Genomic DNA, 18,273 nt, shown 5'->3' with positions numbered 1-18,273 from the left:
ATGACCGCTGCGCGGTCGCCGTCAATCTGACCGCTCGGCGGTCGCCGTGATCTTCGGTTCCAGGCGGCGCATTCGGCGCACCGCGCCACTGCTGCGTGGCCTCGGCGCGTTGAGTCGCGCCATCGGTCTCGCTTGGCGGCGATCCCTCCAGCTGCGTGTCGTCACGCTGACGCTGGGCTTGTCGCTGCTGGTGATTTTGGTCCTCGGTTTCGTACTGACCAGCCAGATCACCGACCGCGTGCTCGACGCCAAGGTCCGCGCCGCCACCGAGGAGATAGATCGGGCCCGCGCCACCGTCAGCGGCATCGTCGGCGGCGAAGAAACCCGATCCCTGGACAGCAGTCTTCAGCTGGCCCGCAACACGCTGATCGACCGCAAGACCGACCCCGGCGCCAGCAACCTGGGCGGCGCGTTCGACGCCGTGCTCGTCGTCCCCGGAGACGGTCCTCGCGCGGCCACCTCCGCCGGCCCGGTCACCCAGATCCCGGAAACCATGCGCGACTTCGTCAAGGCCGGCCAAGTCAGCTACCAGTACGCGACCGTGCACACCGAGGGGTTCACCGGCCGGGCGCTGATCGTCGGCAGCCCCACCACCGGGCCGGTGTCCAACCTCGAGCTGTACCTGATCTATCCGCTGTCCAGCGAGGAAAGCACGATCGCGCTGGTTCGCGGCACCATGCTGACCGGCGGCCTGGTGCTGCTTGTGCTGCTGGCCGCGATCGCTCTGCTGGTGTCACGGCAGGTGGTGCAACCGGTGCGGTCGGCGTCGCGGATCGCAGAGCGGTTCGCCGAAGGCCACCTGACCGAACGCATGCCGGTGCGCGGCGAGGACGACATGGCGCGTCTCGCGGTGTCGTTCAACGACATGGCCGAAAGCCTGTCGCGCCAGATCACCCAGCTCGAAGAGTTCGGAAATCTGCAGCGGCGCTTTACCTCTGACGTCAGCCACGAGCTTCGCACGCCGCTCACCACCGTGCGGATGGCCGCCGACCTGATCTACGACCACAGCGAAGAACTCGACCCGTCGCTGCGCCGGTCCACCGAGCTGATGGTCAGCGAACTCGACCGCTTCGAGACCCTGCTCAACGACCTGCTCGAGATCTCTCGTCACGACGCCGGCGTGGCCGAACTGTCCGTCGAGCAGCTCGATCTGCGCACGACCGTGCGCAACGCGCTGGAGAACGTCGGCCACCTCGCCGACGACGCCGGCGTCGAACTCGAACTGGACCTGCCCGATCACGAGGTGATCGCTGAGGTCGACCCGCGCCGTGTCGAACGGATCCTGCGCAACCTGATCGCCAACGCGATCGACCATGCCGAGAACAAACCGGTACAGATCCGGATGGCGGCCGACGAGGACACCGTCGCCGTCACCGTCCGCGACTTCGGCGTCGGCCTGCGCCCAGGCGAGGAGAAGCTGGTGTTCAGCCGGTTCTGGCGCTCCGACCCGTCGCGGGTGCGCCGCTCCGGCGGCACCGGGCTGGGCCTGGCGATCAGCATCGAGGACGCCCGGCTGCACCAAGGCCGACTCGAGGCGTGGGGCGAGCCCGGCAAGGGCGCCTGCTTCCGGTTGACGCTGCCTCTGGTGCGCGGCCACAAGGTGACGACGAGCCCGCTGCCGCTCAAACCCGTTGCGCCGCAGCCAAATCCACGCGCGCCGCGACAGCGCGAGGCTGCGGAGAAGGTATGAGACGCCTGCCGGCCGTGGTCGTCGCGCTGGCGGCCGTCATTGTGGTGGCCGTGTCCGGCTGCGCCGGGGTGCCGTCGTCGTCGGCGCCTCAAGCGATCGGGACGGTGGAGCGTTCGCCGGCGCCGAGCCTGCCCAAACCCACTCCCGGCATGGACCCCGACGTGCTGCTGCGCGAGTTCCTCAAGGCCACAGCGGATCCCGCCAACCGGCACCTGGCGGCCCGCCAATTCCTGACGGAGTCGGCGTCGCGTGGCTGGGACGACGCGGGCAGCTCGCTACTGATCGACAACGTCGTGTTCCTCGAAACCCGAAGTGCGGACCGGGTTTCGGTGAACATGCGAGCCGACATCCTCGGCTCGCTGTCGGACATGGGGGTGTTCGAGACGGGGGAGGGGGCGCTGCCCGACCCCGGGCCGATCGAACTGGTGAAAACCAGCGGCGGCTGGCGCATCGACCGCCTGCCCAACGGAGTGTTCCTTGACTGGCAGCAGTTCCAGGCCACCTACAAGCGTCACAACCTCTATTTCGCCGACCCGACCGGCAAGACCGTCGTACCCGATCCGCGCTACGTCGCAGTGGCCGATCCCGACCAGCTGCCCACCGAACTGGTCAGCAAACTGATCGCGGGCCCGCGACCGGAGATGGCTCACTCGGTGCGCAACATGCTGGCTCCTCCGTTGAAATTGCGTGGGCCGGTGACCCGGGCCGACGGCGGCAAGACCGGCATCGGCCGCGGCTACGGCGGCGCCCGCGTGGAGTTGGAGGGATCGTCGACCACCGATCCGCACAGCCGGCAACTCGTTGCGGCGCAGATCATTTGGACGTTCGCGCGCTCCGGCATCGCGGGGCCGTACGTGATCAACGCCGACGGCGCCGCGCTGGACGACCGGTTCGCCAACGGGTGGGAGGCCACAGACGTCGCATCGACGGACCCGGGCGCCGACGACGGCGCGTCGGCCGGTCTGCACGCGCTGGTGGGCGGGTCGCTGGTGTCGGTGGAGAACGACAATGCACCGCGGATGCCCGGCTCGTTCGGCCAGATGCCGGAGCAGAAGGCGGCGATGCTGTCGCGCACCGGCCGCGACGTTGCGTCGGTGGTGGTGCTGCGCAGCGGACAGCCGGACGCGGCGGCGTCGCTGTGGATCGGGCCCAGCGGCGGTGTCGCGGTGGAGGCTACAGACGGGCACACCATTACCCGTCCTAGCTGGTCGCTGGACAATGCGGTGTGGGTGGTGGTCGACGGCGTCAACGTGGTGCGGGTGATTCAGGAGGCCGCGTCGGGCCAGCCCGCCCGCATTCCGGTCAATGCGACGGCGGTGACGACGCGCTTTCCCGGTCCGGTCACGGAGTTGCAGCTGTCGCGGGACGGGACCCGGGCGGCCATGGTGATCAACGGGCAAGTGGTTCTCGCGACCGTCGAACAGACACCTGGCGGTGAATACGCGTTGACGTATCCGCGCCGGCTGGGCTTCGGTCTCGGCGCGTCGGTGGTGTCGCTGTCGTGGCGTACGGGGGACGACATCGTCGTCAGCCGCACCGACCCTCAGCATCCCGTGTCGTATGTGAACCTCGACGGCGTGAATTCCGATGCGCCCTCGCGCAACATCACGATCCCGGTGTCGACGGTGGTGGCCAACCCGTCGACCGTGTACGTCGCAGACCAGCGCGGCGTGCTGCAGTTGTCGAGCGCTGCTGCCGAAAACGAGCAGCGGTGGATCGAGGTGCGGGCGTTGATGATTGCCGGTGCTGTGCCGGTGCTGCCGGGGTGATTTCGACGCTTTGCGACGCTGAGCGTCGTTTAGCGTGCCGAAATCCCCGCGACGTGCTGCAGGAACGGGGTGATGATGTCGACCGGCAGCGGGAACACCACCGTGGAGTTCTGGTCAGCGCCCAACTCCAAAAGTGTTTGCAGGTAACGCAATTGCAGCGACGCCGGGCTCTTGGAGAGCGTATCGGCCGCCTGGCGCAGCTCCTCGGAGGCCTGCAGTTCACCGCGGGCGTTGATCACTTTCGCGCGCCGCTCCCGCTCGGCCTCTGCCTCGCGCGCCATCGCCCGTTGCATGGATTCGGGAATCTCCACGTCCTTGATCTCGACCACCCGGACCTCGACGCCCCAGGACTCGGTCTGCTTCTCGATGATCGTGCGCAGGTCGCTGTTGAGGTCCTCGCGGTGGGCGAGCAGCGTGTCCAGGTCGGCGCGACCGAGCAATGAGCGCAGCGTGGTCTGCGCGATCTGCGACGTCGCGATCGCATAGTTCTCCACGGCCAGAATGGCTTTCAACGGATCGGTGACCTGAAACATCACGACGGCATTCACCCGCGCGGGCACGTTGTCGCGGGTGATCACCTCTTGCGGGGGGATCGTCAGCGTCACCACGCGCTGGTCCACCCGCACCATTCTGTCGACCAAGGGAATCAGGAACCTGAGCCCCGGCTGATAGAGGGGACGGACGTGGCCCATCCGGAACACCACGCCCCGTTCGTATTCGCGCAACACCGCCAGCGAGACGACGCCGAGCGCAACGAGCACGATGGCGGCGACGACGACGATGGCGATCACCTCTGCGGTCATCTGGCGTCTTTCTTGTCGGCGTCCTGGTCGGCCCAGCCGCCGCCCCACCGGGTGGAGTACCGGTCTATGGCAGCGGCTACCGCATCCTCCTCGCCGCTGCGATGCGGCAGGTGCGCCGGCGCGTTCGACGGCGTGTTCCAGAAGTGCTGTGCCAGCGGCAAACCGGTGACGACAACGAGCGCCGACGCGCCGAGCAGAACCACCAGGTCTGCCGCGGAGTGGTTGCCGACCAACATGCCCAAGGGCATGACCAGTCCCATCGCCGCGACTGCGCAGGCGATACCGCGGTGAAAGCGGCCGGCCTCCGAATGCGGCCACGGGTCCACTTCGCGCGTCACCTCACGGCCGTGGTCGGACGTCGTGCACGTCGACTTCACCGGGCAGCTGTTGCACACCGTCGGCGAACCGCGGTAACGCATCACCCGATGCTGCGGGTCGAACGACGTAGGCCACAACCACTGGTCTTGCGGGCACACCCATGCGTCGTGGTCGGCGTGGTAGACGAAACTGCCTGTGCGCCAACGAGCGGCCCGCAATGATGATCGCCGTGCCATGAGGTCGATGGACCACGCGATCGCGACGAGCATGAGCGCGTAACCCGCGATCAGCCAGACCGACGCACTGACGGTCATTGTTCGGCTGCCGCCGTTTCGGCGCCGACTTCGGTATAAAGCGGGTGATCGGGCAGCTCCTCGGCAGTTGGCCCAGAACGCCAGTGGCGCACCGCCTGCCATGCGATCCAGATGAACGGCAGCACGCCGCCCACGATCAGGATCACGTCACCGGGCAGCCGCAGCCACTCCAGCAGCGCATTGCCGGGTTGGGTGAGATAGCCCAGGGAGCGAGCGTCGACGTAGCCGTTGTTGACCGAGTGGTACAGCTGCAGCACACCGAGGGGAAGCAGGGTGGCGAACACCATCCAGGCCAAACCGATGTTCATCGACCAGAAGGACACGCGCGCAGCTTTTTCCGGCCATTTGTCGGCTGGTATCGCGTAACGGAACGCGAACATGGCCAGTGCGACGGCGAGCATACCGTAGACGCCCATCATCGCCGCATGTCCGTGGTTGGCGGTAAGTGCGGTGCCGATCTGGTAGTACGACACGATCGGCAGGTTGATGAGGAATCCGAAGATGCCCGCACCCACGAAATTCCAAAACCCAACGGCGACAAGGAACATGACCGCCCAGCGGTGCGGGAAGGGGTGGTCGCTGCCGGCCTGCTGTCGTGAGCCGAGTTGCAGGAACGCCCACGCCTCGACGGTCAGGAAGGTCAACGGGATGACTTCTGCGGCGGAGAACAACGCGCCCAGTGCCATGTGCTCGACGGGCGTCCCGGAGAAGTACAAGTGGTGCATCGTGCCGATGACGCCGCCGGCGGAGTACAAGATGACGTCAAGGAAGATGATGCCCAACGCGATTCGCTGTCGCACGACGCCGAGCAACACGAAGATGTAGGCCACCATCACCGTGGTGAACAGTTCGAGGAAGTCTTCGACCCACAGATGCACCACCCAGAACCGCCAGAAGTCCGCGACGGTGTAGTGGGTACCGCTGCTGGCGAGTAGACCGACCGCGTAGAAAGCCGGGATCGCCAGACCGGCGAACAAGAACAGCCACGGCATGTTCAGCTTCGACTCGCCTTTGAGCCGCGACCGCATGCCGCGCCACACAATTGCTATCCACAAGAACATGCCGACCACGAGCAGGATCTGGAACAGCCGAGGCAAATCCAGGTACTCCCACTGCTGCGAGAACAGCGAACCCTCCGGAACCACACCGTAAATGGACAGCGCTTCGGTGATCAAGGAGCCGAACACCACCACCGCCACGGCGATCAGCAACCCGTAGGCAAGCCAGCTCTGCCGCCGCGGCTCACGGCGAGCGATGAACGGCGTGAGGAAGATTCCGCCGGCCAAGAAGGCCGCCGCGGTCCAGAACAACGCCAGCTGCACATGCCACGTCCGGGCGAGGTTGTACGGGAGTAGACGGGCCAGATCGAGGCCGAAGAACGTCGACAAGTCAGCGCGATAGTGCTGCGCGGCCGCACCAACCAGGGTCTGCGCCAAGAACAGCACCGACACGATCGCGAAGAACCAGACCGTCGCACGCTGCGACGGCGTCAGCGTCACTTCGCCCGGCTGCCGGTAGACCAGCGTCGGCGCCTCGACGCTCTGCCAGCCGATCTTCTGGCTCCAGCGGCCGTACACGAAAAGCAGGATCCCGGTCCCGCCGAGCAGCGCCACTAATGACAGCACCGACCAAACCACCACCTGACCGGTCGGGCCGTTGTCGACGCGGGGTTCGGCGGGCCAGTTGTTCGTATAGGTGTAGTTGTGGCCGGGGCGTTCGGCGGACGCCGCCCACGCGGTCCACGCGAAGAACGCGGTCAGGTCATTGACGTCGTTTGGATTGGTGATGAAATCTGGCAGTAATCCGCGCTTGGTGGAGTCCTTGCCCCAGTAGTCGGCGTACTGTGCGCGGATGTTCTCGAACGCCTTGACCTGACGGTCGGTGAACACCAGAGTCTTGGTGTCGGGGTCGTAGCGGTTGGTGCGGAATTCGGCGACGACGCGGTTGTGCGGATCGGGATTACCCTCGGCGCGGAATTGGTCAGCGACGTTGTCGGCGGCCTTGCGTAGGTATTCCGCGGTGTAATCGGGTCCCAGGTATGCGCCGTGGCCCAGCACCGATCCGTACTCCTGTAGGCCGCGCGCCTGGAACAGCTCTTGGCCGCGGGTGATCTGCGCCTTGGTGAACAGCACCTGGCCCGATTGAGTTACGACCTTGTCGGGCAACGGCATTGCCGCCGTATACGCACGATAGGCCAGGATGCCCATGACGAAGAAGCCAAAGATCATCACCAACGCGACGCCTTGGACCCAGCCTTTTCCGATCAGACGTTCCGCGGACGGTTGATCGGTTTCTGGTGCTGAGAACGACTGCGCTGAATCAATGGCCATGCGATGCTCCTGCCCGCTAGCTGCCCCGCGTCCTACGTATTTATCACCCGGGGACAGCAGAGGGGACCTATTCCGCCTGGCATTCTGTGCCCTTTCGCTGCACTTCGGGGTCGTCGCTGCGGTTGTGGCTCGGCGTCGGTTCGCTGACGCGGCGGCAGGTGAACTGCCGCGTTCGGCGCTGTAGCGGGAATTTAGGCTCTTACAGGTGAGCGATTCATCTGTGTTGCGCGGCAATCCCGGCGAAATCGGGCGGGTGGCGGAGTTGCTGGCGCGCGGAGCCGACGACTTCCGCGCCGGCCTGGCCGACGTGGATTCGGAGGTGTCGAGCATGCTCGACGGCTGGCGCGGCGATTCCGGGGGTGTTTACGGCGAAGCATGGCGTGAGTGGCACGAAGGGGCAGCGCGCATTCAGTCCGGGTTGTCGTTGATGGCATCGGCATTGGGCCGTGCCGGCGGCGACTATCAGGGGCAGGAAGTCGCATCGTCGGAATCGCTGCGGAATGTGGCACCTTGAGTAACGCATTTGCGGTCGACCCCGAAGCGCTGCTTGACGCAGTCTCGCGGATGGCAGGCTTCGAACGCTACGTCGAGTCGCTGCTGCAGGAAATCGACGCGCTGGTCGCCGGACTTCACGTGGAGTGGAGCGGGACTGCCGCGGCCGCGCACGCCGAAGCGCATCGACAGTGGGCCGAGGGTGCAGCGATGATGCGAGACGCTCTGGGGAAGCTGCAGGCTGCGGGCAAAGTCGCCCATCACAACTACACGGGGGCGGCAGCGACCAACCAGCGCATGTGGGCATGACATTCGGCAATGGGTGCGCTTGACGTCGATCCGCCGGCGCTTGACGGTGCCGGCACGTCCGTCGTATCGGTTGGGAAGGACCTTGGGTCGGCGATTTCGACCCTGACGAGCGCGCTGAGCGGGACCGGCGGAATGTGTGGCGACGACCCGGCCGGTGCCGCGTTGGCGCGCCAGTACGACAGCTCTGCCAAAGCGCTAGTAGAAGCGATGACCCAGGTGCGCAACGGGTTGGTTCGCATCGGCGATGGAATCCGCGTATCGGCGACGAACTACTCGGTCGCCGAGGCGGCATCCAACATCGCAGGCAGTACCGAGCCGCTTCCCAGGCCAACCCCAACTGAGATGATCAATCCCGGGTCGGTACCGTCCGGTGTCGGTAGCGGTACGCCCGCACCGGCGGGATGGGGTTGGGTCGCGCCGTTCATCGGAATGATCTGGCCTACAGCGGATTCGGGGCGCCTACGTACTGCGGCCGCCGCCTGGACGGCCGCGGGAACGCAGTTTCTTGCGACCGAAGTCGGTGCGGCCGCACCACTGGCGATCGTTGGGGCGCAGAAGATTCCGGAGGCCGACGCGATCGGCGTGGCTTTCGCGACAGCAGCGCGAGGCGGAAGCCAAGTTTTTCAGCAGTGTGGAACTATCGCCAGCACTCTCAACACCTATGCGGCACATGTCGACGAGGTGCATGCCGCGGTGTTGGACTTGCTGTCACAGATCGCGGACCCGCTGACCGGCATCAAAATCGTCTGGGACCTTCTCAGCGGCGACGACGAGAACGAAATCAAACGCATCGCCAACGAGATCCGCACGGTCATCGACAACTTCAAGGCTGAAGCGACGGCATTGGGCCACCAGATTGCCGGTCTCGCGGCTGAAGCCAACACGATTGCCACCACCATGGGCCACTACGCGCACAAGGAGTGGGATCACTTTTTACACGAGAACCTCGCGGGCCGGGCGCTGGATCAGATCGGGCAGTTCGAAAAGGGCGTTTTAGAAGAAGCCGGCGGCATGCTGAAAGACGTCTTTTGGACGTACTCGCCAGAGCGTGAAGCGATCGACCCGGAGGGCTACCACCGCGACATCGAGAACCTGGCCCACGGCTTGGCGCCGCTGGTTGGTCTCGGCGGACCGAACGCACCCGGAGTTGGCGAGGCATGGAAGCAACTCGGCAAGGAAGCAGTCCACTGGGATTTGTGGAGTACAAATCCGGCGGAGGCGGCCGGCCGCAGTGTCACCGACGTTGCCACATTGTTCATTCCCGGAGTTGGCGAAGAGGCGACGGGACTGCGCACCACCGTTCGTGCGGCCGACGCGGCAGCGGACGCTGCGCGCGTCGAACGCCCGCTGGAGAGCCTGCCGCTGGCCAAGCCGCCCGAGCTGCCGAAGCCGCCGGGCGAGTCGCCCAAGCCACCGGCTGAGGCGCCCAAGCCGCCGGTGGAGGCGCCCAAGCCGCCGGCCGAAGTTCCTAAGCCGCCGGCTGAATCTCCGAAGGCGCCACCGGTGGTGCATGAAACGCCGACACCCACGCCTGGTCAGTCGGCCGCGGACGCGAAAGTGCCAGCGGCGCCCGGGCGCCCGCCGGCGCCCGCAGCAGCGGATGCGCTACCTCAGGCTGAGCGAGGGACGGCATCGCCGGTGGGCTCGTCTTTCGGAGAATCTGGTGCTCGCTCGTCGGGCGGTGCGGGCCTGAACGGTGTCACCCATCCAGGCCAGATCACTCCGTCGGGTTTGGCTTCGCTCGAACGGATAGAGCCGCCCCATCCAGCGCTTTCCGACCCGACCGGGGTGCCACCCTGGCATGAGCCCAGCGGACTGGACCACCCATCGCATGGTTCTCGCAGCGGCGCAGGTGCGGACAACGGTTCGCCGGCGACGGCCACACACGTCGAACCGAGCCCGGAATTGATCGATGGCGCGAGTGCAGCGCCAGCCGACGGTAGATCAGTGCTGACGTCAGACGACGCAGCCGGTCCACACTGGCAGCGCCTCGATGACGGACCGGCAGACCCTGGCTACGGGCAGCCGATGCCCGATGCCGGCGACTCAGGCCCGTATCCGACGCCAACTACGGAAAACCAAGCAACTTGGGATCTCGTTCGACATCCCGAGGAACCATACGGCCACGATGAAAACGGCAACCCGCTCACCAAAGAGCAGTACGACGAGCGCTATACCCAAGTGGGGCCTGACGGCGAGTCCTTGAATAGGTACCCACCTAATGAGGGTGCTGTGCCGGGCACCAGAGTGGCTTACAATTCGGTGGAGGCCTTCATCCATGATTTTGGCAGTCAGATAGACAGAGTAGGCAGTCCGTACGGCGAATACTTCGCCGTAATGGAAAACGGGGTGCCCGCCTCTTTCGAAGAACGTAGCCTCCCAATTAGTTCACTTAACGGCCAGTATTATCGATACAGTTTCAGTGGTAGCCTTCCAGAAGGCTGGGCGATTGAGATATCTGAGGTAGCTCCCGGTTTCGGTCGCGACGGTGGGGGTTTGCAAGTGAAGATCATCGATGATGGAGGCGACGCGATGTCAGTATTGCAATTATTAGAGCGTGGAGTCCTGGGTGAGCAATAACCGCTACGAGCTGTCCGCTGATGTTGCCGCATTGGCGGTGGCGGCCGGCTTCAAGGAGCACAAAGTCGGCGGGGACGCCACATGTCTGGTTAACAATGGCGGAGAGATAGTCTTCTACATCCGACGCGAGCCGCAGGGTTGGTACACCGTGACCAAGGCCAACCGTTCTGGCGCTGAGAAATTCGAATTGGCAGCTGCCGATCATCGGGTGCTCGATCGGTATTTCCTCGCGCTTTTCGGGCAAGGTGTTCGCGCCAGCCGACGAATAGCGCTTGTCAATCTGCCCTTCAAGGCTGAGGAAGTTTGCGAAGGTTATTCATTGATACCCGACAATCACGCCCTCCAGTGGCTTGTTGATTCGTCCGGGAGCAGAGTCGCTGCGGCAAAGAACAGCTCCACCGGCACGGCTAGGTTGGTAGAACTATCACACTTGCTTCCAAAAGCCTGCGATGAAATTATGTCGATGTTCCAAGTCGGCGACGAATTCCCTAATCATGGTTGAGATATCTCGTCTTCTCCCAAACGATCGAGCAGATTAGTGAAATGTTCGTTGACTTGTGGCCTTCAATCTCCATTAACGACTTCCAAGGGCACACAATCTATTGGGCGTCGGGGGCATTCGGCACGGATAACGTCTTCACAGCGAGGGGTCGTTAATGGCGGGAAGTATATTCTTCCGCAAGCATCATTGGGCCGAGAGTGCGCAGCTCATCTTTTACGTATTTGACTATCTTGCGAAGAAAGCATCGGACCCGAACGTAAGTAGGCATCTATCAGAACTGGAAGCCGCGAATGTGCCTATCCTTGATTTGCGAGAGGCCAGACACTCGGAATTAGTTGACATTATTGCCGACGATCTTCCAGTGCATTTGGAAAATCTTAGCGACCCTGAGCGCCGACGCAGACTAATAGCGGCACTGGATGAGCTCATCTCGTATGCAAAGGAGCAAAAGGCAGAGGACGGTTAGATAAGCTATGTCACGTGTTCAACAATGTCGGAATAAGATATTACGTAGCAGTTTTTCGAAGTACGGGATGCGGTTGAAACTGTGACCGAGCTCGGTTTTCTTCGAGAGGTCACTTAATGAGGTTTGAACAGAACGGTATGCGGCCCACTGGCGAAGGAGGTTCCGTCGATAACTTCCTTCGGCAGTACGAGCAGTCGCGCAACCTATGGCGAAAGACGAAGGGCCGCACTCCTTGGAACTCGCCGGCCTGGATTGGAAGCGGCCTCTCGCTCCGCAGGGGGTACCCGTTCCCGGACTGGACCGGCTATGTCATACGGCAAGAGGCAGACGCCTTCTTCGTTCTCGCTTCGACTACCGAACGGCGATCCACTCCGTTCGTGACCGTGGCCGCGGTCTTCTCGCAGATGGAAGATGCGGGAAATACGTCATCGCGCAGATGGGCGATTCTCTCAGGACCGAGTGCCGCGCTGATCCGGTCTTCTGGCGATGGAGAGATGCGGGCCTCGATGACCGCATAGAGAAAGGCCTCCCGGATCCGCGATTTCTCGCTGCAATCAACCGTATCGATAACGTCGAACCTGGGAAGCGGCGATTTATGCATCGCTATGTGATCAGGCAGCACCCTGACATTTACGCCGTCTTGAATAGTTGGGAGGAGCCGATGAGTCATGTGTTGACCAATTCTTATGAGGAACTGCACGAGTTGCTCGCCGAGGGCTTGCCAGAATCGAGATGAGAGCGTCATCGAGCTCGGAGGCAAAGAAGCCAGAATCGAGGCTAGTACATGGCCCGGCCCGCGTTTGGACAACCCGGGGGTGGGGAGGAAAAGGGTCGTCATAGATATCCGCACAGGCGATACCGTCGCCGTCCAGCGGTTGATTGATGCGCGGGTTCTTCGAGAGATCGGCTTGGGACCATGAAAAATTCCGGCGGCTCTGACACATCGGCCAACGACGAGGTAGCAGAGTTCCTGGCACGATACGAGCGCTGGCTCGTCCGGTGGCGTCGTCTGGAAGGTCGGTCGCAGTGGGATCCACCGAGGTGGTCAGGTGACGATCTGTGGTTATGCAGTGGCTATCCCAAGCCTGACTGGAGCGGATATGCGGTCCGGCTCAGCGAAGACGGCATCATTGTCTTCAATGCGACCACCGAACGACGAGCCACACCACATATCACCGTCAAGGCGCTCTTCTCGCGGATGGAGGATGCCGGCAAGTTTCTGCTCTGGAACTTGGGAGACTACTTGAGAATCTCGCGAGGAATCGATCCAGTCTCATGGCGATGGTCGGACACCAGCCTCGATGAACGAATTGCGAAAGGGTTGCCTGGTGAAGAGATCCTCAACATGATCTCCGAGCTCGAACAGATCCCCGTCGAGAGATCCCGCGCATTTGTTCGCAAATATTGGCTTAAGGATGAACCCGAGGTATACGCATCATGACCACCTCAGACGAGTTGAGGAGTCGAGTATTGACAATGACTTATGATGACCTAGAAAACCTCTTAACCGAAGGGTTAACGTGACTTTCCGACGTATATGAGCGATTCGGCAGTGGCCCTGAGCAGCGCCATAATCTAAGGATTGCCGTTGCCGAGCGGGGATCACAGGCAAGGGGGAACAGAATGCTGATGACGGCACTGACCAGAGGATCGAATTGGCGAGAATCGAACTGCGAAACATCGATTTTGGACCACCCGACTTGGAGGCGCAGATCCCGCTGACGGCAAGCCTCCGGCGGTGGATACCAGGTCCAGACAGGGATGATTACATAACCGCATTACTTGACCGCCCAATCAAGTATCACCCACCAGCTGATTTCGTGTGGGAGCGTACACAACCCGAGTTCCGTGCTCACGACGGTAATGGACCGTTTGTGTGGATCTATATGTTGGTCATATGTAGCCGATTCGTCGGCACGCAACTGCATCCCGGTATGGAGGCCTTTCCTGTGAATATCCTTTGTCATCGACAACACGCTTGGACGTGATCAGCGGCTGGATATGAGCAAGGTCGACTATGTCGCCGTTGGCTTCATCGATGCCCTCGCCGACGAACCGGTTCAGAACGAGTGACATCGTCGACTCACTTGCGTTGGAGCCCGGCAGCATTGCCGCCGCCATGTCGGTGCCTCTCGCCACACTGGCGCCATGCTTGACCTTGTCCTGCCGCTGGAGTGCGGCGGCTGCGGTATGCCGTCGACACGATGGTGTGACGCCTGCGCGCGCGAGCTGACGCTCACAGAAGACGACCCTCGACTGGTCACCCCCCGCGTGGACCCGGGCGTGCCTGTGTTCTCCCTCGGTCGATATGCCGGCGCCCGCCGGGCCGCGATCGTCGCCGCCAAGGAACACGGCCGCGCGGACCTGCTGACACCAATGTCGCAGGCAACGGGTCAAGGACTGGACCGGCTGGTCGGCTGGGGGATCGTCGACCTGCCGCTGACGCTGGTGCCGGCGCCCACTCGCCGGTCCGCCGCGCGGCGCCGCGGCGGTGACCCCGTCACTCGCATCGCGCGTGCCGTCGCCGACACCCGTGACGGCGTGGACGTCGTCGCCGCGCTGGGCATGCGGGCAGGCACACGCGATTCAGTCGGCCTCTCGACAAGCGCGCGACAACGCAACGTGCGCGGCCGCATCGTGCTGCGCCGAAGCACCCACGGCGAGGTCGTTCTCGTCGACGACATCGTCACCACCGGCAGCACTGCCACCGAATCGGTCCGCATCCTGAATGCCGCAGGAGCCCGCGTGGCGGCGGTGCTCGCCATCGCCCACGCATGACTGGTGAAGAACAGGCAACGGGTGAGAGAAAGGGGTGGCACGCGGCGGTGAACACCATTACCGTCGGGACCAAGCAACAGTGACTCGGCCGCCTCGAACCACCGGGGCGCCACTTACCGACAGCGGTAGGAGGTGAGTCTTTCGACCTCTTGTGCCGGTGGGTGGCGAGGGTGTAGGTCGCGATTCACCGGTTTTGTTCACAGAACCCGGCACGCCGGACCGCGTGCGACTCCGCGACAGAAACGAGTTGTCAAGCATGCCAAGCCGATCCGTGGAATCCGATTTGGGGACATCTCCCGCTCGCGAGGGAGTCCTGGCCGATACCGACGATGCTGAACCCACGCCGCGCGCTGAGGTCGTGGTGAAGGGGCGCAACGTCGAGATACCCGACCACTTCCGCGTGTACGTGTCGCAGAAGTTGGCCCGCCTCGAGCGGTTCGACCGCACGATCTACCTGTTCGACGTAGAGCTCTACCACGAGAAGAACCGCCGCCAGCGCAAGAACTGTCAGCACGTGGAGCTCACCGCCCGTGGCCGTGGCCCCGTAGTCCGCGGCGAGGCGTGCGCCGACAGCTTCTATGCCGCTTTCGAGTCGGCGGTCAACAAGCTGGAGAACCGGCTGCGCCGCAGCAAAGACCGACGCAAGGTCCACTACGGCGAGAAGACCCCGGTCTCGCTGGCGGAAGCCACCGCCGCTGCGGTACCGCCATCGGACAACCAGGCTGCCGAGGCACCATCGGTCGACGGCATTGCGGTCGACGACCACGAGCCCGGGCGCATCGTGCGCGTCAAGGAGCACCCCTCGACGCCGATGACCGTCGATGACGCGCTCTACGAGATGGAGCTCGTCGGCCACGACTTCTTCCTTTTCCACGACAAAGAGACCGACAAGCCCTCTGTCGTGTACCGACGGCACGCCTACGACTACGGGTTGATCCGGCTGGCGTAACCGCCGTGACAGCCTGAACCCCCCGCGGCGAGCTCTGACTGGCCTGTCGCACTCTCGCCTACCATGGGGTACGCCGAAGACGTCAACCCATAGGGGATATCTGTGCTGTCGAAATTGCTGCGCCTCGGTGAAGGTCGCATGGTCAAACGCCTCAAGGGCGTCGCAGACTATGTCGGCAGCTTGTCCGATGACGTAGAGAAGCTCAGCGACGCCGAACTGCGGGCCAAGACCGAGGAGTTCAAGAAGCGCTACGCGTCCGGGGAAGACCTCGACGACCTGCTGCCCGAGGCGTTCGCCGTCGCCCGCGAGGCCGCCTGGCGCGTGCTGGACCAACGGCCGTTCGACGTGCAGGTGATGGGCGCGGCGGCGCTGCATTTCGGCAACATCGCCGAGATGAAGACCGGTGAGGGCAAGACGCTGACCTGCGTGTTGCCTGCCTATCTCAACGCGATCGCCGGTAAGGGCGTGCACATCGTCACGGTCAACGACTACCTGGCCAAACGCGACAGCGAGTGGATGGGGCGCGTGCACCGCTTCCTGGGGCTGGACGTCGGCGTGATCCTGGCCGGCATGACACCCGACGAGAGGCGGGTGGCCTACAACGCCGACATCACCTACGGCACCAACAACGAGTTCGGGTTCGACTACCTGCGCGACAACATGGCCCATCGGCTCGAGGACCTGGTGCAGCGCGGCCACAACTACGCGATCGTCGACGAGGTGGACTCGATCCTCATCGACGAGGCCCGCACGCCGCTGATCATCTCCGGGCCGGCCGAGGGCGCGTCGAACTGGTACACCGAGTTCGCCCGCCTTGCCCCGCTGATGGAAAAAGACGTCCACTACGAGGTGGACATCCGCAAGCGCACCGTTGGTGTGACCGAGCTCGGCGTCGAGTTCGTCGAAGACCAGCTGGGCATCGACAACCTCTACGAAGCGGCCAACTCGCCGCTGGTCAGCTACCTCAACAACGCGCTGAAGGCCAAGGAGCTGTTCCACCGCGACAAGGACTACATCGTCCGCGACGGCGAGGTACTGATCGTCGACGAATTCACCGGCCGCGTGCTGATCGGCCGCCGCTACAACGAGGGCATGCACCAGGCCATCGAGGCTAAGGAAGGCGTGGAGATCAAGGCCGAGAACCAGACGCTGGCCACGATCACGCTGCAGAACTACTTCCGCCTCTACGACAAGCTCGCCGGCATGACCGGCACCGCCCAGACCGAGGCGTCGGAGTTCCACGAGATCTACAAGCTCGGCGTGGTGTCGATCCCCACCAACAAGCCGATGATTCGCGAGGACAAGCCCGATCTCATCTACAAGACCGAGGAAGCCAAGTTCCTCGCGGTGGTCGACGACGTTGCCGAGCGGTATCAGAAAGGTCAGCCGGTGCTGATCGGCACCACCAGCGTCGAACGCTCGGAATACCTGTCTCGGCAATTCCAGAAGCGGCGCATTCCGCACAACGTACTCAACGCCAAGTACCACGAGCAGGAAGCCGGCATCATCGCCGAGGCCGGCCGTCGCGGCGCGGTCACCGTCGCCACCAACATGGCCGGCCGCGGCACCGACATCGTGTTGGGCGGCAACGTCGACTTCCTCACCGACAAGCGGCTGCGCGAACGCGGCCTCGACCCGGTGGAAACGCCTGAGGACTACGAGCAGGCATGGCACGACGAGCTCGCGAAGGTCAAAGCGGAGGCGGCGGCCGAAGCCAAAGAGGTGATCGACGCCGGCGGGCTTTACGTGTTGGGGACCGAGCGGCACGAGTCGCGGCGCATCGACAACCAGCTGCGCGGCCGGTCGGGTCGGCAGGGCGATCCCGGGGAGTCGCGGTTCTACCTGTCGCTTGGCGACGAGCTGATGCGGCGGTTCAACGGCGCGACGCTGGAGTCGCTGCTGACGCGGCTGAACCTGCCCGACGACGTGCCGATCGAGGCCAAGATGGTCACCCGCGCCATCAAGAGCGCCCAGACCCAGGTCGAACAGCAGAACTTCGAGGTCCGCAAGAACGTCCTCAAGTACGACGAGGTGATGAACCAGCAGCGCAAGGTGATCTACGCCGAGCGCCGCCGCATCCTCGAGGGCGAAAACCTCAAAGACCAAGCGCTGAAGATGATCCGGGACGTGGTCACCGCGTACGTCAACGGCGCCACCGCGGAGGGCTACGCCGAGGACTGGGATCTCGAGCAGCTGTGGACGGCGCTGAAGCAGCTGTATCCGGTGGGCATCGACTACAAGCAGCTGACCCACCGCCACGACGAGGTCGACGACCTCACGCGCGAGGAGCTGCTCGAGGCGGTACTTGCCGATGCCGAGCAGGCCTACGCCAAGCGGGAGGCCGAGATCGACGCGCTGGCCGGCGAAGGCGCAATGCGTCAGCTCGAGCGCACCGTGCTGCTCTCGGTGCTGGACCGCAAGTGGCGGGAGCACCTCTACGAGATGGACTACCTCAAGGAAGGCATCGGGCTGCGCGCGATGGCCCAGCGCGACCCGCTGGTGGAATACCAGCGCGAGGGCTACGACATGTTCATGGGCATGCTCGAAGGCCTCAAAGAGGAGTCCGTCGGCTTCCTGTTCAACGTCGCGGTGGAAGCCGCGCCAGCTCCGACAGTGGCGCCGATGCCCAGCCCGGAAGGACTCACGCAGACGGCCTCCTCCGGGGCAGAGCCTGAGGGCGGCGTGGCGACCAAGCAACGCGAGAGCGCTGCCCCAGCTCCGTTGCGCGCCAAGGGAATTGACGACGGAGAGCAGCAGCTCACCTACACCGGACCGTCGGAGGACGGCTCTGCGGCGATACAGCGGCGCAACGGCGGCGAGCCCGCCGGTGTGTCAGCTGGAGGCACCCGGCGCGAGCGGCGAGAAGCCGCACGGCGTCAGGCCAAGCAAGCGAAGTCCGGCCGCCGGCGCTGAGTTTCGAGCGACCGGATTTGAGGGCAATTGCCCCATGTGAGGCGGTTATGCGCCGAGCGA

General features: G+C 64.0%; 15 protein-coding genes. 10 read left to right on the top strand and 5 right to left on the bottom strand.

Annotated elements, in window-relative coordinates; all coding sequences use genetic code 11:
- Positions 1-46 precede the first annotated feature (46 nt).
- Together mtrB and lpqB are read left to right on the top strand one after the other, a co-directional pair.
- Positions 47-1,690 (top strand): MtrAB system histidine kinase MtrB, encoded by a 1,644-nt coding sequence (gene mtrB / locus AC5Y4N_RS12490; RefSeq protein WP_499907738.1) that lies wholly within the window; start codon positions 47-49, stop codon positions 1,688-1,690.
- Positions 1,687-3,459, top strand: a complete 1,773-nt coding sequence (gene lpqB / locus AC5Y4N_RS12485; RefSeq protein ID WP_499907739.1) for an MtrAB system accessory lipoprotein LpqB — start codon at positions 1,687-1,689, stop codon at positions 3,457-3,459. The genes mtrB and lpqB overlap by 4 nt, the downstream gene beginning before the upstream one ends.
- Before the next feature lie 29 nt (positions 3,460-3,488).
- On the opposite strand, the gene AC5Y4N_RS12480 is transcribed toward lpqB, so the two are convergent.
- The 3 genes from AC5Y4N_RS12480 to AC5Y4N_RS12470 are packed head-to-tail and all read right to left on the bottom strand — an operon-like array spanning position 3,489 to position 7,224.
- A complete protein-coding gene (locus tag AC5Y4N_RS12480; protein WP_499907740.1) occupies positions 3,489-4,262 on the bottom strand; it encodes a slipin family protein in 774 nt (257 codons plus the stop codon).
- Positions 4,259-4,894 (bottom strand): hypothetical protein, encoded by a 636-nt coding sequence (locus tag AC5Y4N_RS12475; protein WP_499907741.1) that lies wholly within the window; start codon positions 4,892-4,894, stop codon positions 4,259-4,261. The genes AC5Y4N_RS12480 and AC5Y4N_RS12475 overlap by 4 nt, the downstream gene beginning before the upstream one ends.
- A complete protein-coding gene (locus AC5Y4N_RS12470; protein ID WP_499907742.1) occupies positions 4,891-7,224 on the bottom strand; it encodes a nitric-oxide reductase large subunit in 2,334 nt (777 codons plus the stop codon). The genes AC5Y4N_RS12475 and AC5Y4N_RS12470 overlap by 4 nt, the downstream gene beginning before the upstream one ends.
- A gap of 205 nt (positions 7,225-7,429) precedes the next feature.
- Between AC5Y4N_RS12470 and AC5Y4N_RS12465 the strand changes: the two genes are divergently transcribed.
- From AC5Y4N_RS12465 to AC5Y4N_RS12450, 4 genes are read left to right on the top strand one after another with little or no spacing between them, the layout of a single operon-like run.
- Positions 7,430-7,738 (top strand): WXG100 family type VII secretion target, encoded by a 309-nt coding sequence (locus tag AC5Y4N_RS12465; protein ID WP_499907743.1) that lies wholly within the window; start codon positions 7,430-7,432, stop codon positions 7,736-7,738.
- Positions 7,735-8,025: a WXG100 family type VII secretion target gene (locus AC5Y4N_RS12460; RefSeq protein ID WP_499907744.1), complete on the top strand. Its 291-nt coding sequence runs from the start codon at positions 7,735-7,737 to the stop codon at positions 8,023-8,025. Before AC5Y4N_RS12465 ends, AC5Y4N_RS12460 begins: the two co-directional genes overlap by 4 nt.
- Positions 8,026-8,034: 9 nt before the next feature.
- A complete protein-coding gene (locus AC5Y4N_RS12455; RefSeq protein ID WP_499907745.1) occupies positions 8,035-10,605 on the top strand; it encodes a glycohydrolase toxin TNT-related protein in 2,571 nt (856 codons plus the stop codon).
- Positions 10,595-11,107 carry an Imm61 family immunity protein gene (locus tag AC5Y4N_RS12450; protein ID WP_499907746.1) on the top strand — a complete coding sequence of 171 codons (513 nt, stop codon included), beginning with the start codon at positions 10,595-10,597 and terminating at the stop codon, positions 11,105-11,107. The genes AC5Y4N_RS12455 and AC5Y4N_RS12450 overlap by 11 nt, the downstream gene beginning before the upstream one ends.
- A gap of 770 nt (positions 11,108-11,877) precedes the next feature.
- Here AC5Y4N_RS12450 and AC5Y4N_RS12445 read toward each other — a convergent pair.
- Complete coding sequence (locus AC5Y4N_RS12445) at positions 11,878-12,318, bottom strand: hypothetical protein (protein ID WP_499907747.1); 441 nt, start codon at positions 12,316-12,318, stop codon at positions 11,878-11,880.
- Positions 12,319-12,489: 171 nt separating this feature from the next.
- Here AC5Y4N_RS12445 and AC5Y4N_RS12440 point away from each other — a divergent pair, with 171 nt between their 5' ends.
- Positions 12,490-13,014, top strand: coding sequence for a hypothetical protein (locus AC5Y4N_RS12440; protein WP_499907748.1), 525 nt, complete (start codon positions 12,490-12,492; stop codon positions 13,012-13,014).
- Positions 13,015-13,466: 452 nt separating this feature from the next.
- On the opposite strand, the gene AC5Y4N_RS12435 is transcribed toward AC5Y4N_RS12440, so the two are convergent.
- Complete coding sequence (locus tag AC5Y4N_RS12435) at positions 13,467-13,712, bottom strand: hypothetical protein (protein WP_499940497.1); 246 nt, start codon at positions 13,710-13,712, stop codon at positions 13,467-13,469.
- 9 nt (positions 13,713-13,721) lie between these two features.
- Between AC5Y4N_RS12435 and AC5Y4N_RS12430 the strand changes: the two genes are divergently transcribed.
- From AC5Y4N_RS12430 to secA, 3 genes are all read left to right on the top strand, one after another.
- Positions 13,722-14,351, top strand: a complete 630-nt coding sequence (locus AC5Y4N_RS12430) for a ComF family protein (protein ID WP_499907750.1) — start codon at positions 13,722-13,724, stop codon at positions 14,349-14,351.
- Positions 14,352-14,607: 256 nt separating this feature from the next.
- Positions 14,608-15,300 carry a ribosome hibernation-promoting factor, HPF/YfiA family gene (gene hpf, locus AC5Y4N_RS12425; RefSeq protein WP_499907751.1) on the top strand — a complete coding sequence of 231 codons (693 nt, stop codon included), beginning with the start codon at positions 14,608-14,610 and terminating at the stop codon, positions 15,298-15,300.
- Positions 15,301-15,402: 102 nt separating this feature from the next.
- Entirely contained in the window at positions 15,403-18,213 is a 2,811-nt protein-coding gene (gene secA, locus AC5Y4N_RS12420; protein WP_499907752.1) for a preprotein translocase subunit SecA, read from the top strand.
- Positions 18,214-18,273: the final 60 nt, after the last annotated feature.

Source organism: Mycobacterium sp. NGS19, assembly GCF_059813155.1.
The sequence above is the reverse complement of the archived record's forward strand: the minus strand, read 5'-3'. Positions and strand labels throughout refer to the sequence as shown.